This is a genomic window from Mangrovimonas sp. YM274, assembly GCF_030908385.1.
Classification (GTDB): domain Bacteria; phylum Bacteroidota; class Bacteroidia; order Flavobacteriales; family Flavobacteriaceae; genus Mangrovimonas_A.
The window spans coordinates 2,608,270-2,621,914 of the sequence record NZ_CP133091.1 but is presented as its reverse complement, the minus strand read 5'-3'; the positions used below and the strand labels follow the sequence as shown (position 1 = coordinate 2,621,914).

The 13,645-nt window shown below is 38.1% G+C and carries 14 protein-coding genes; 8 read left to right on the top strand and 6 right to left on the bottom strand.

The window, feature by feature from the left end; translation table 11 throughout:
* The first annotated feature begins 140 nt into the window (after positions 1-140).
* Positions 141-1,103: a thioredoxin-disulfide reductase gene (trxB, locus tag RBH95_RS11300; RefSeq protein ID WP_307899695.1), complete on the top strand. Its 963-nt coding sequence runs from the start codon at positions 141-143 to the stop codon at positions 1,101-1,103.
* A gap of 187 nt (positions 1,104-1,290) precedes the next feature.
* Positions 1,291-2,904 carry a peptide-N-glycosidase F-related protein gene (locus tag RBH95_RS11295; protein ID WP_307899694.1) on the top strand — a complete coding sequence of 538 codons (1,614 nt, stop codon included), beginning with the start codon at positions 1,291-1,293 and terminating at the stop codon, positions 2,902-2,904.
* A 91-nt stretch (positions 2,905-2,995) separates the two neighbouring features.
* On the opposite strand, the gene RBH95_RS11290 is transcribed toward RBH95_RS11295, so the two are convergent.
* The 6 genes from RBH95_RS11290 to RBH95_RS11265 form a co-directional block, all read right to left on the bottom strand.
* Positions 2,996-4,813 carry a M2 family metallopeptidase gene (locus RBH95_RS11290; protein WP_307899693.1) on the bottom strand — a complete coding sequence of 606 codons (1,818 nt, stop codon included), beginning with the start codon at positions 4,811-4,813 and terminating at the stop codon, positions 2,996-2,998.
* Positions 4,814-4,835: 22 nt separating this feature from the next.
* Positions 4,836-5,675, bottom strand: coding sequence for a GIN domain-containing protein (locus RBH95_RS11285; protein WP_307899692.1), 840 nt, complete (start codon positions 5,673-5,675; stop codon positions 4,836-4,838).
* A gap of 111 nt (positions 5,676-5,786) precedes the next feature.
* Complete coding sequence (locus tag RBH95_RS11280; RefSeq protein ID WP_307899691.1) at positions 5,787-6,512, bottom strand: head GIN domain-containing protein; 726 nt, start codon at positions 6,510-6,512, stop codon at positions 5,787-5,789.
* 107 nt (positions 6,513-6,619) lie between these two features.
* Positions 6,620-8,398 (bottom strand): PspC domain-containing protein, encoded by a 1,779-nt coding sequence (locus tag RBH95_RS11275; RefSeq protein WP_307899690.1) that lies wholly within the window; start codon positions 8,396-8,398, stop codon positions 6,620-6,622.
* Positions 8,391-8,735, bottom strand: a complete 345-nt coding sequence (locus RBH95_RS11270) for a PadR family transcriptional regulator (protein ID WP_307899689.1) — start codon at positions 8,733-8,735, stop codon at positions 8,391-8,393. The genes RBH95_RS11275 and RBH95_RS11270 overlap by 8 nt, the downstream gene beginning before the upstream one ends.
* 129 nt (positions 8,736-8,864) lie before the next feature.
* Complete coding sequence (locus RBH95_RS11265) at positions 8,865-9,311, bottom strand: DUF4870 domain-containing protein (RefSeq protein ID WP_307899688.1); 447 nt, start codon at positions 9,309-9,311, stop codon at positions 8,865-8,867.
* Between the two features lie 145 nt (positions 9,312-9,456).
* Between RBH95_RS11265 and RBH95_RS11260 the strand changes: the two genes are divergently transcribed.
* From RBH95_RS11260 to RBH95_RS11235, 6 genes are all read left to right on the top strand, one after another.
* Positions 9,457-9,918, top strand: a complete 462-nt coding sequence (locus RBH95_RS11260) for a DUF4442 domain-containing protein (protein WP_307902253.1) — start codon at positions 9,457-9,459, stop codon at positions 9,916-9,918.
* Between the two features lie 50 nt (positions 9,919-9,968).
* The gene (locus RBH95_RS11255) at positions 9,969-10,769 is read left to right on the top strand and encodes a TIGR00266 family protein (RefSeq protein ID WP_307899687.1); all 801 of its coding nucleotides are present in this window, start codon (positions 9,969-9,971) and stop codon (positions 10,767-10,769) included.
* A 166-nt stretch (positions 10,770-10,935) separates the two neighbouring features.
* Positions 10,936-11,133: a hypothetical protein gene (locus RBH95_RS11250; RefSeq protein ID WP_053975444.1), complete on the top strand. Its 198-nt coding sequence runs from the start codon at positions 10,936-10,938 to the stop codon at positions 11,131-11,133.
* 139 nt (positions 11,134-11,272) lie between these two features.
* Positions 11,273-11,599, top strand: coding sequence for a hypothetical protein (locus tag RBH95_RS11245; protein WP_307899686.1), 327 nt, complete (start codon positions 11,273-11,275; stop codon positions 11,597-11,599).
* A gap of 74 nt (positions 11,600-11,673) precedes the next feature.
* Positions 11,674-12,474 (top strand): MbnP family protein, encoded by an 801-nt coding sequence (locus RBH95_RS11240; protein ID WP_307899685.1) that lies wholly within the window; start codon positions 11,674-11,676, stop codon positions 12,472-12,474.
* A gap of 76 nt (positions 12,475-12,550) precedes the next feature.
* The gene (locus tag RBH95_RS11235) at positions 12,551-13,594 is read left to right on the top strand and encodes a cytochrome-c peroxidase (RefSeq protein WP_307899684.1); all 1,044 of its coding nucleotides are present in this window, start codon (positions 12,551-12,553) and stop codon (positions 13,592-13,594) included.
* Positions 13,595-13,645 lie beyond the last annotated feature (51 nt).

The window sequence follows — 13,645 nt, the reverse complement described above, 5'->3', positions numbered from 1 at the left end:
AAAATGGGAATGTCTCGGGATTTTTTATTGGGTTTATAGGTTAATTGGCGTATCCTATCCCTGTATAATAACTTTTAATAACTTCGAGGTAAGTTTTTCTGTAAAAGTTCTACTTTTGTTATGATTAAATCAGAGAAATTATGTCAGATACAATTGAAAAAGTAAAATGCCTTATCATAGGTTCGGGACCTGCCGGATATACTGCAGCAATATATGCGGCTAGAGCTAACATGGCACCAGTATTGTACCAAGGAACCCAACCAGGAGGGCAATTAACCACCACTAATGAAGTAGAGAACTTTCCGGGGTATCCAGATGGAATCACGGGACCAGAAATGATGATAGAACTTCAAAAGCAAGCAAGTCGTTTTGGAACCGATGTAAGAGATGGTTGGATTACCAGAGTTGATTTTTCTGGAGATGTACACAGAGTATGGGTAAATGACCATAAGGAAATACATTGTGACACGGTAATTATCTCTACAGGGGCTTCTGCTAAATATTTAGGTTTGGTTTCAGAGCAAAAATATTTAAAGTTGGGAGGTGGAGTTTCTGCCTGTGCGGTATGTGACGGGTTTTTCTACAGAAACCAAGAAGTGGTGATCGTAGGAGCAGGAGATTCTGCGTGTGAGGAAGCACATTACCTATCCAAATTATGTTCCAAAGTAACTATGTTGGTAAGAAGAGATGTATTCCGCGCCTCTAAAATCATGGCTAACAGAGTAAAGAACACCAAGAATATTGAGATTCTATTCAATACAGAAACTGAAGAAGTACTGGGAGATGGTCAAGTGGTAACTGGAGTAAAGGTTAAAAACAACGTTACAGGAGAATTTAAAACCATTCCAGCTACAGGATTTTTTGTAGCTATAGGGCACAAACCAAATACCGATATCTTCAAAGAGTATTTGGATTTGGATCAAACAGGATACATTATCAACAAACCAGGAACTTCCAAAACTAATGTTGAGGGCGTGTTTGTTAGTGGTGATGCAGCAGATCATGTATACAGACAAGCTATTACGGCGGCAGGTACAGGATGTATGGCAGCTTTGGATGCCGAACGTTATTTGGCGGCTAAAGAAACGCCAGTTGAAGCCTAATATATTTTTTAAAATAATGTAAAAACCGAAGTTAACGCTTCGGTTTTTTTATGGGGTTTATCGATTTAAGCTGACTAAAAATTAAAATTTTACAATTCTTGATTAATTAAAGGTTAAAGACCTGTTAAAACTTTGGGCTTAACTATTATTTTCTAAATTAGCGGCTTTATTAACCCTAATTATTATTATGAAGAAACATACAAAATTACTTTTATCCAGTGTTTTATCGGTGTTTTTTATGGTGCTTTCCTGTAGCGATGACGATGGCACCCAATCAATAACTCCGGCAATTACCTTATCGAGCAATGTAGAGACCCTTCCTTTGGGAGAGAGTATCACCTTTGAAGTGATGACGCACGAGAACCAAAATGTAACGACAAGCGCTACCTATTTGGTGAACAATACAATCCTACAATCCAATGTATTTACTCCACAAGCAGAGGGGCAATACACAGCAAAGGCGACCTATTCGTTAAATGGTTCCAACTTAACAAGTAATATGGTTACTTTTACTGTAACTGAAATGCTTTTGACTTCTATTGAAATTAGTGCTGCATCTGAAAGTATTGAAATTGGTGACACTTTTACATTTAGTGTAATAGGAAACAATGGGGCGGATGTTACTTCAGACGCCACTTATTATATCAATGATGCCGAAATTTCTGGAAATGAATACACTCCGGAAGAAACAGGAACTTATGAAGTAAAGGCTACCTATATGCATGAAGGAACCCTTTTAGAAACAGAGGTTCTTTCTTTAGAAGTGTTGTACCAATCTACAGAAGTAACTGTATTTGATGAGGTAGTTTTTTATGACGGTTATGCCGCCACGGTTAGCGAACCGGTTCCTGCTGGTGTTATTAGAAAAAACAATGCCTCAAATGTTACCAAGTTAACACAGGAGGCTATTGATTTGTTTAGTGATGAGTTGACCATGCAAGTAACGATTGGAGCTTTATGTGACAATTATGATAGAATTGGTGGGGTGTATTTAAACTTGGTGCCTAGTGGGACGGAATTTAGTACAGCTGCCGTTGAGGAGCGTATTGAAATAGGACGTTTTATCACGCCTTTTATGAATAAAAATGTTCAGCCTACAGAGGTGCCTTATGAATTTGAAGTTGATAATTTAGCATTATTGTTTAACGACCCTGTAATTAGCAGTACCTACGATTTTTGGATTGAATTGTATGTGTTTGGAGTTCCTTATGCGGCACAAACTGAGGTTGCCGGATGTGCTGGAAGAATTGATACTTTCTTAGGTACTTTAAAATTTGTTTCTACAGATAAGACTTACGAGCATGTGGCACAACATTTAGAGCCAATTGCAGCTAGTATAAATGTAAATAATTATAATTCCAACGGTACAGATGTATTAGGTGAAACTACGAAGACATTTACTTTCGAGATTGAAGAAAACCTAAGCAATGCTAAAATTCACTTGATTACCTCTAACCATGGTGCTGGCACTGGGGGAGAGGAGTATGTAAGAAGAGAGCATTTTATTTATTTTGATAACAGTGAGTTGGATATGTACATGCCTGGAGGGAAATCTTGTGAACCTTACCGTCAATACAATACTCAAGGGAATGGAATTTATACTGGATCACCAAAGTCAGAGGCTTGGTGGACGGCTTGGAACAATTGGTGCCCAGGAGATGTTATTCCAATCAGAACTTATGAGTTGGGAGCGCTCTCTCAAGGAACTCACTCCTTTAAAATTGAAGTTCCTGATGCGGAGTTTGTTGGCGGTGATGGAAAAATTCCTGTATCAGTTTACATACAAGGAGATATCAACTAAATAAGTTATACCACAACTAAAACTACAATAACTACAACAAAAAAATCCGAAGCAAATTGCTTCGGATTTTTTATTTCTCTTTAGTTAAAACTTAGATCGTTTCTGGTAGCGTATAAGTTCTTCCTTCGTTCTGTGCTTTTAAGTAGTCCATTAAAGGCGCAAAGTAGTCCAACATAGGTTTGGCACTCATTTCACTTCCTACACTTGATTTTAAAAGCTCTCTCCAATCATTGTTAGCTCCAGTTTCCAAGACACCTCTTAAGAAAGTCCCTACGTCCTTGCTTCCAAAGTAATTGGTGGCATGAGGATCTTGGTGTAAGATGTTTTTTGCAATGTGATCGTGGAATTGGAACAATAAAATGTATGAGATGGCATAGTCATAATATTGAGCCGCATCATCATTGATATGGGTTTTTGAAGCAGCATCACAGAAATCTTCTCCTCTTTCTGATGGAGGTACCATACCTTGGTATTTTTTAGCCAATTCCCACCATTTTGAATTGTATTGGTCTTTAGGTAAATTTTCGGCATACAAGGCATTTTCAAACTCGCTCATTACTCCTGCAGAGAATGGTAAAAATACTACATAGTTTAAGGCTTCTTTTAAAAGGTTTTGGATCTCGTCAATTTTTACGTTTTCGTCAACTAAACCTTTACTGGCCAAGAAAGGTTTTTGCATTGCGGCCAACCCTAATAAACTTCCAATAGCTTCGTGGTATCCTCTATTGGCACCAGCGCGTAATAATGGCGGTACATTTGGATTGGTATAGGCTTGATAGTAGTAAATATGTCCCAATTCATGGTGAATGGTCTCATAGTAATCTGCAGTAGGCTCTACGCTCATCAAACAACGCAAATCGTTTTCAAGGTCCATGTGCCATGCAGAGGCATGGTTGTTCTTTTTGTAATCGGCATCAGCAGGTAGTGGATACATGCTTGATTTTTCGTAGAAACTCGCTGGAAGCGGATCAAACCCAATACTCACATAGAAGTTTTCTCCTTCTTTTACAATCCACTCAGGATCTTTGTCAGCCAAGGCAGCGTCGATATCTAACCCTTCAACATTTACCAATGGGCTCCAGTCTTGCCCCCAACGGTTAGGCAACCAGTGGGCAGGGATGTACTCAGGTACTTCTGCGTTATATTTCTTGGCTAATTCGTAACGTGCCCAAGTGTGTAATTCTCGGTATAAAGGCCAAACTTCCTTCACCATTTTGTTCATTTCTGCAAGCATTTCTTTACGGTCCATTCCGTACTCTGATACTTGGTAGCTAAAGTAATCGTCGTAGCCTAAGGCCTGCACTGTTTGGTTGCGCAATTGACGTAAGTTCTCCAAGCCATCTTTTAAATCTTTTCCAACGGCTTTGGAAGCTTCCCAGTTTTTAAGACGCTCTGTTTCGTTGGAAGATTCTCTCAACACTTTGTCGATATCTCCTGTAGTTACCGATTTGCCATCCACTTGAAAATCGAAACCGTAAAGCGTTTCACTTTGTGCATTTTGAGCCGCAATTCTTTTGGATACAACATCCGAAACCGTTTCAGGGTTGTTACCTGCTCCATAAAGAATGGTATTCAATTGACGTACCTGAACGATGTCCAATTCGTCTTTATGCTCTAAAAATTGTTTTGTCTTTTCAATAACTTCTGTACTTCCCGTAAATTTTGCATAGGCTTCATTGGCCTTTTGTACGTTGTAAGCATTTGTGGTGTCGCCTGCTACAATGTGGGTATTGGCAGCCCATTCTGCTTTAGAGGAATCATAATATAGTTTTTTATAAGTTTTGGAATAGTCTTCCAAAAAGGCTTGGGCTTCCTCTTTTACATTGGAGGCCGTCTCTGGTTTCTTGTCTTCCTCTTTACAAGCTAGCATTGTAAGAAGTAGAAAAATTAAAGGGGTTATTTTTCTCATTTGTGTTATATAATTATAGAATTTAATTAGTTTCTTTTTTTTGAAGTTTAGCTGTCCCGGTAAATCTATTGATTGTTATTCTGGGTTCGTGATAGAGGTAAATTTCTGAATTTCCAGAGGCATCTATAGTTACCGTCTCTTCAACTCCAATGGCCACATAGCTACTCAGGTCGCTGACCAGGTTACAGGTTTTGGTAGTAAACTCCTTGCCTTCAAAACTGGAAGAATTGTCCGTACGGATTAAAGATGATTTAGAAGCGCCTTCAATGTTCGCATCAGAACGTTGGTACATATCCAATTTTAAATGTTTGGAGTTGATAAGGGCTTCCGTTTTACTATTGTCGTTAAGGATTATTTTAGAGCTATCGGCAGACACATTCAATTTGACTTTGGACCTGTCGTTACTCGAAAACTCAAAATTACTTGCATTTATATTTAAATAAGCCCGAGCAGACCCCATAGTTTTTAAAGAGGTATCCTTTAGCTCTAATGAGGTCAAGGACCTTATTTCGCCGTCATCCTTCACCTCAATATGTTTAAGGTCGTGGCTATAATTAACGGTGATATGCATTTTTTTCTTCGAAGTGATTTTTTTTGAAGTACTAAAGACTAGGGTGCTGTCCTTGACTTCAAACAGAATAACCTCGTGGAGGTTGCTATCAGTTTCAATTTCGACGGAAGGTTTTGAATTATAGATGATTTCAATTGAGAAGTCTTCACCAACTATAATTTTGTTGAATGCATCAATGTAGGTTTGTTTGATGGTTACATTCCTGTCACCTTTTATTTTATCGTCACTTTGGCCAGAGGCCGTTAGAATAAAACCTATGCCGATACATAACGTTAAAAGGATTTTGTTCATCAGGTTTATTTAAGGTTCGTTAAGCAAATATATACAAAAACCATCCCAAACTCTAAAATGAGCCTGAAATGGTTTTCAAAATGATTGGCTTGTTGGTGTTTATTCCTGTGCTTAGTGTTTTTTGATGCTGCCAGAAACGTTATCGCTTTTTTCCACTTTTTGAGGATTGCCATAGTAGGTCACATCTCCGCCGCTAGTGGCCGTTGCAATTAACTCTTTGGAGGTGTTAACTTTAATTCCAGCTCCACTGGTGGCTTTAACATGCGATGATTGGGTGCTTAAATTTTCGGCGTCGATGTCGCTGCCGCTACTTGCTTTGGCAATAAGATCTGTAGTAGAGCCAGATAGTTCCAAATCGCTTCCGCTGGAGGCACTGCAATCTATGGATTGGGCCTTTAAGCTTAATTCCATATCGCTCCCACTGGAAGTTTCCAAAACAAAATGATCCCCTTCAATGGTGTTGGTTCCGTATACATCGCTGCCACTGGTTGCTTTGATGCGAGTTGCTTTATTGAAAGTTACCATTACCTTTTTGGAGGCCGAACTGGAAATATTTTCATTGGCATAAATTTTAAGAACTTCGCCATCCACTTCAGTAATTATAATGTCTTGAAGGTTTTCGTCGGCTTCTACTTCAATACTGGAGTTGTTACTTTGTGTTAAATAAACATCCAGACCACTACTGATTTTTATTTGGTTATAATCGCCCGTTACTTGGCGCTGTTCAGTAGTTACGTTTCCATTGCCTTTAACACCAGAGATTTTAAAGTCCATATTACAGGAACTTGCCAATGCTCCTAATAAGGCGGCGATGATAATTTTGGATAAGGTTGTCATAACTGATTGTTTTTTGATTGATAATTGGTTGTGCTAATGTATGATATGTTATTGATGAATACTTTTAAAAACGTATGGGCTGTCGATTTTTAAAGATGAATTGTAGCTTAATTATCATCAGAGGTAATTTCAATACCATCTTCAGAGATATCTACATTAACATCTTCTTTTTTTGCTTTTACGCCTTGGTTGTTAATTTCAATTTGTACACTGTCTTTATTGAAACGAACACCTTCGTCATCAATATTTAAACCAGATTTGTCGTCTTTAATATTGACTTTAACTTTAAACTCGTCATCGTCACAGTCCAAACAAATGCTGCTGTCTTCCATCACTTTTAAAGTGTGGGAGGTATCGTCATAAGTAGCGATGTTGTCATTGTTTCTGTGATGTCTTAGATAAGACCTTGTATTACCATGGAGGTTGAACACCATACCTTCTGGTAAATACAGTATGAGGGTTACGTTTTGGTCGGCAAATTTGTTTTTGTAATCGGTGTGCAAATAGTTGCTCAACAATAACTGGTTGTTTTTAAGCGCGAACTCGTAGTCTATTTTTTCGGCGGTTTCTCTAGCTTCAATATAGTCGCTGCCTTTGGCTTCTTTTACAATTTGTAAATAAGCCAAACTGTCGGGGGTAGACCGTACATTGAGCATTACATTTTTGGAGAAGATTACCTTTTGGTCTTCATCGTTGTATTTAATTTCAAAGCCACCATCTCTGTGCATGCCATATTTATACTTATCAAATTCACTGGATACCATTTTAATGGAAAGGGTATCCTTTTTGGTAAGGTCTAATGTTTCGGTTTGGGTGACTGAATTTTCCAAAGCGAAATGAGAAGCTTCAGTGATTCCAATGACAATAATGCTTACCAAAGACAATAACCAAAGGCCCAATAGTGTAAATTTTGCCACATTACCAATAGACTTGAGATTGTTGATCAATATTTTCAATCCTAAATAGAAAATGAAAAACAATGGAATTCCAAACAAAAGGAACAGTAAGACCGAGCCTACCCATAGCGGCAATCCCGTTGTGTTGAGTGCTTCAGGGTAATCCATCCACCATGGACTGTAAAAGCTGGAGCCTCCAAGAGAAAACAAGCTTATGATAAGTCCAAAGAGTAAAATTGCTCCAAAAATGATTAAAATAATACCAATGAACTTGGCAAATATTTTAAGGAAGAACATGATAATGTCTCCTATGGTTTCAAAGAACGATTTGGAAGTAGATTTGATTTTGTTGCCTTGTTTCGGCAAATCAATATTCTTTACCGTATCTGATACCGTTTGGGAGACATTTTCAAATCCGTCTTTAATTTTTTTTTCAATGTTGCTGATATTTACAGGCTCTCCAGTCATTGTGAGTTTCTCAGCAGTGGTCACGGCTTCCGGGACCAACACCCAAAACAGGATGTAGATAAATATAAAGGTTCCCCCAGAGCCCAAAGCCAATAAAATCCATAACAAACGAATCCAAACGGCATCCACGCCCAAGTAGTGTCCTAAACCAGAGGCCACACCCCCTATGTATGAGTTGTCGGTGTCTCGATATAGCTTTTTGGAAGATCTGGATTTGCTTTGGTAGCTTGTTTTTGGATCATCTTCAAAAATCTCGTCATCTACAAGGTAGTCTTCAGGTTGTCCCATAATGGCGATGACTTCGTCCACTTCCTTAGCGCCAATGACTTGTTTATCGTGCTGTACCCGTTCGTTGAAAAGTTCGGCAATACGAGCTTCTATGTCTGCAATGATTTCTGAGCGACCTTGGGAGTCGGTAAATGAACGTTTGATAGCCTCAAGATAGCGTTGCAGTTTTAAGTATGCATCTTCATCGATATGAAAAAATATACCTGCTAAATTTATGTTGACTGTTTTATTCATTTTGTTTGTTTTTTTGGCTTGTTACTAGGTTAACGGCGTGTTGCAATTCACTCCAAGTGGTATTTAATTCTTTTAAAAACAGTTTTCCTGTTTCGGTTAAACCGTAATATTTTCTTGGTGGTCCAGAGGTGGATTCTTCCCAACGGTAATTGAGAAGTCCAGCATTTTTCAATCTTGTTAGTAGGGGATAAATAGTCCCTTCTACTACAAGCATTTTTGCATCTTTAAGGGTCTCCAGAATTTCTGCAACATAAGCATCGTCATCTTTTAGAATGGAAAGTATGCAGTATTCAAGGACACCTTTGCGCATTTGTGCTTTTGTGTTTTCTATTTTCATGTGTCAATGCTGTTTTTTCAATGATCACTCGCAGTGGGCATTGTGTTAATTTTGTGTTGAAAAATTCCTGATACTGTTCGTGTCATGGTACTGGGGAATTAAAAGTTAAACTGTTCATTTTTTGATTGATTATTTGATGAAATTTATGGTAAATGGGTAGTGAAACGGTTCACCATCCCTAGCCTTAAGACTAGCTTTTATGATGAAAACCAATTCCAAGATAAATCCTATAAAGGCCAAAACCCCCAATCCACCACCTATATAGAGAAGGGGAGAAGGTTTGCCAATATTGATGTGGAAATCGTGTAACCCATGAAAATCTATAAAATCTATGCCATGAAGAAATTTAAAAACGAAAAACGGAACGGTAAGGGTTCCAATAATCAGGGCATATAACAAAATGCTAATCTGAAAATTAATTGCCTGTTTACCATGTTGGTCTACAAACTCCGATTTATCCTTGTTGGCAATCCATAAAACAACAGGACCTATAAAGTTACCCATGGGGATTACGAACCTTGAAAAGGTGGATAAATGAATGAAGGTGGCGATATTTTTTTGGTGATTGTCTAGCATGATTTTAAAACATATAATAGTTTCTTATGCAAATATATATCTAAAAGAAGGTATTATGCAATACAAAGTACTTAAAATTAACAAAATATTAACAATAATCAATTCCTTAATTTTCAATACTTTTAGTGAAATTTTAATCGTTATTATGAAGCTTACTCCAGCAAAAATCAACCTTTTCTTAATGTCCAAATTACCGGCAGCTTACTTTACGGGCGTCCGTGCTACCTATATCGATGATGAACGTTGCGAGGTTAAGGTGAGGCATCGTTGGATCAATCAAAACCCATTTCGATCTATGTTTTGGGCCGTTCAGGGAATGGCAGCAGAATTAACCACAGGAGCCTTGGTGCTTTCAAAAATAAGAGCTTCTGGTAAGTCAATTTCTATGTTGGTGGTTTCCAATAGTTCTACTTTTAGTAAAAAAGCGGTGGGTAAAATCATGTTTCACTGTGTGGACGGCCATAAATTGGATGAAGTTATAGAAAAGGCAATTGCTACTAAGGAGGGGCAAAGTTTTGTAATGAATGCTAAAGGAATCAATAGTGAAGGGGAAGAGGTGTCTGCCTTTAGTTTTGAATGGACCATTAAATTAAAGGAACGGCTGTAACAAAGTTTAAAAAAGAACAACTTATAGATGTTTAATCAAAAAATGAAACCATGACAGCACACGAAATCGACTATAGAATTTATGGAGAAGAAATGCAATTTGTAGAAATTGAACTCGATCCCAATGAAGGAGTGGTTGCCGAAGCCGGTAGTTTTATGATGATGGATGACGGTGTAAAGATGGAAACTATCTTTGGAGATGGCTCTACAAAGAGTGGCGGTTTTCTAGACTCTATTTTAGGAGCAGGAAAGCGTATTTTAACTGGTGAGAGCCTATTTATGACGGCATTTTATAATACCCTACCAGGAAAACGAAATGTATCTTTTGCATCTCCCTATCCAGGAAAAATTGTGCCTTTGGATTTAACGGAGTTTGGCGGGAAGTTTATTTGCCAAAAGGATGCTTTTCTTTGTGCCGCTAAAGGGGTGAGTGTTGGAATAGAATTCAGTAAACGTTTAGGAAGAGGCCTATTTGGAGGAGAAGGATTTATCATGCAGAAGTTGGAAGGTGATGGAATGGTGTTTGTTCACGCCGGGGGAACTTTAGCTAAAAAAGTACTGCAACCGGGGGAAATCCTTAAGGTTGACACGGGTTGTATTGTAGGGTTTACCAAGGAGGTAGATTATGATGTTGAATTTGTTGGCGGTATTAGAAACTCCATTTTTGGAGGTGAAGGCTTGTTCTTTGCCAGGTTACAGGGACCAGGAACTGTTTACATTCAATCTTTGCCATTCAGCCGACTTGCAGGACGAGTATTGGCCAATGCGCCTCAGGCAGGAGGAAGAAGTAAAGGAGAGGGAAGTATTTTAGGAGGTTTGGGAGATTTGTTGGATGGAGACAACCGTTTTTAAGCCCATTATAATAGTTTCTTAAACCTATATTAATGTTTGTTTTTCCGTGTTAAAATTTTGAGATTTTGGTCAGACATATAGGTTTTTTTACTACATTTAAAACATGGAAAACTTAACATTAAGCCTATACATAAATCTACTTTAAACCTAAAAACCTAACAAACGCATGGCAAGAGCAATGTTTGAGTACACCAAAACAATCCTTAAAAAAGTGAGTTTTGATGCTACGTTGTTTTGCAAAGAGGTACAAAAGGCAGTCAATAGATTATTACCATATGAAATTGACGAACTTAGAATCTTTATTGATTCGCTTGTACAGCAAAACCCAGAACTAAATCAATGTTTAATTTATTTAAAAGCATAAAGAAAAAGGCGACCAATTGGTCGCCTTTTTTATAACTCTTTTTTAGAATAATAAGGATTAGCGAGTTATCTTTGCCGAAAATTTCATTCTGAAAAAGATTTTTCTTCTCATATTGTTGGTTGCCTTTTCATTACGCCCCATGTTCTACTTGGGCCAGATAGGCTATTATGAGTTGAATATCGACTACATTATTGAAACTTATTGTGTCAATAAGGACAAACCGCAGTTGCAGTGTAATGGAAAATGTCATTTGGCAAAACAAATGCAGCTTACTTCAACGTCTTCCGAAGATAATACCGATGCTACATTTTTGGCAGAAGCTTTTTTTCCGGTGTTTTTGGTTCAACAGTCTGAGGTGATTTTTAAAAATAACCATTTAGACCTTCAGAAGAAATCAAAATTCCATTACAATAAGCAGTATACCCATTTGGTGGAGCATTCCATCTACAAGCCTCCAATGGCCTAAAATTTAATATTCAATTTTTTTGACAAGGCTTATGGTGCTTGCCATTAAAAGCACCCCAATATTAAATTTTACAAATGAAGATTATCAAATTTGCATTTGCAGTATTGCTATGCACCTCAATTATATCATGTTCATCTGATGATGACAATAATACAACAGACTTAACAGGACAAACAGGAACTCTAGCTTTAAAATTCGATAACGGTGTAGGTGACCAAGATTTTATTTTTGGCGTGACCTATAATAAGTCCAACGGAGAATCCTATCAATTGGAAACCCTTAAATACATCATAAGCAACATTCGCGTAAAGGATGCCGAAGGGAATACATTTACCTACCCTTCGGAAAGCAACGCTTTTATTATTGATGAGAGCAATGGTAACAATGCCGGTGAGATTTTTGTGACTTTGGACAATGTTGAAGCAGCCGACTATGTCGAAATTACTTTTGGTATTGGAATTGATCAAGAGCGCTTCGCGATGGGAGCTGAAGGACAAGGCGATTTTCTTGTAGAGGCTGAAGCAGCTGGAATGATGTGGTCTTGGGCAACCGGCTATAAATTTACACGTTTTGACGGTACGTATTCAACAGGAGAGCTTGTTGACCAACCTTTGAACATTCATATGGGAAGCGTTGGAACCTCTTTGGACAACTATAGAGAAGTAACCTTATCATTTCCAAACACCGTAAGAGTAAGAGAAACAGCTTTTCCTGAAGTGCATATCAAGGCCGATTTTGCCAAGGTGTTTGATGGAGAAACTTCCGTGAATTTTGCCGATGGTTATGGTCAGGTACACACCAGTTCAGAAACTACGCCGGTAATTGCGAACAACCTTCCGGGTATGTTCGAAGTACACCACGTTCATAATAACTAATAAATAAGTTAGTGTTTGTCTGGATCATTCAAAAGGAGGTTCCAGCCTGTGCACTATCATTTAATATGACGTTGTGATGAAAAAGATCATTGTAATGATGCTTCTTCAGGTGTTTGTGTTGTCTTGTTCCAACGATCAGGAAGTTGGTTATGTACCATTACCTTTAACTTTGGAGGCACCTTCCAATTTCCCTGAATTGGCCTATAATTTAGACAACAATCCACTTACCGAAGCTGGCTTTGAGTTAGGCAAATCCTTGTTTTATGACGGCAAGCTTTCGGTGAATGATGCTATTCCTTGTGCTTTTTGCCATGAACAGGCCTTTGCTTTTACTCATCATGGGCATAATTTAAGTCATGGTGTTGATGGCGCCATTGGCCTTCGTAATTCGCTGCCCATCCAAAATTTAGCCTTTCTAAATGAATTTATGTGGGATGGTGCTGCCACGCATTTAGACATGCAGCCCATTATTCCTATTACCAGCCATTTGGAAATGGGGGAAACCATGGGAAATGTTGTTGAAAAGTTAAAGGCCGACCCTAATTACCAACAGCAGTTTGAAAGGGCCTTTGAAGACGGTGCCGTGAACGCTGCCAATATGCTCAAGGCCTTATCCCAGTTTATGGTGATGATGGTGTCTTCCAATTCAAAATATGACAAATATGTGCGCAATGAAGAAGGCGTTACCTTATCTGCTATGGAATTGGATGGCTTGCAAACTTTTGAAAACAAATGTGCTTCTTGTCATGCTACCGATTTGTTTACTGATCAAAGTTATCGTGATAATGGTTTGCCGGTCAATCCGCAATTGAATGATAAGGGACGTTTTGACATTTTTGAAGACCCTAATGACCTTTACAAGTTTAGGGTGCCCAGTTTGCGAAATGTAGAAACATCCTATCCTTATATGCATGACGGGAGGTTCCAAACCTTAGAGGCTGTATTGGATTTTTACGACCATGGCATGGTAGATAATGGTAATGTAGATCCCCTTTTATTGAGAGAGGATCAAACTTATGGTATCTCTTTGGATGCTTATGAAAAGGAAAGTCTGATTGCCTTTTTGAAAACTTTAACCGATAATGAATTTTTGACTGATGACCGTTTTTCAGAATATTAAAAAATATACTCTTTTTATTGTATTGGCTCTATGTTTAGGGCTAACAAGTAG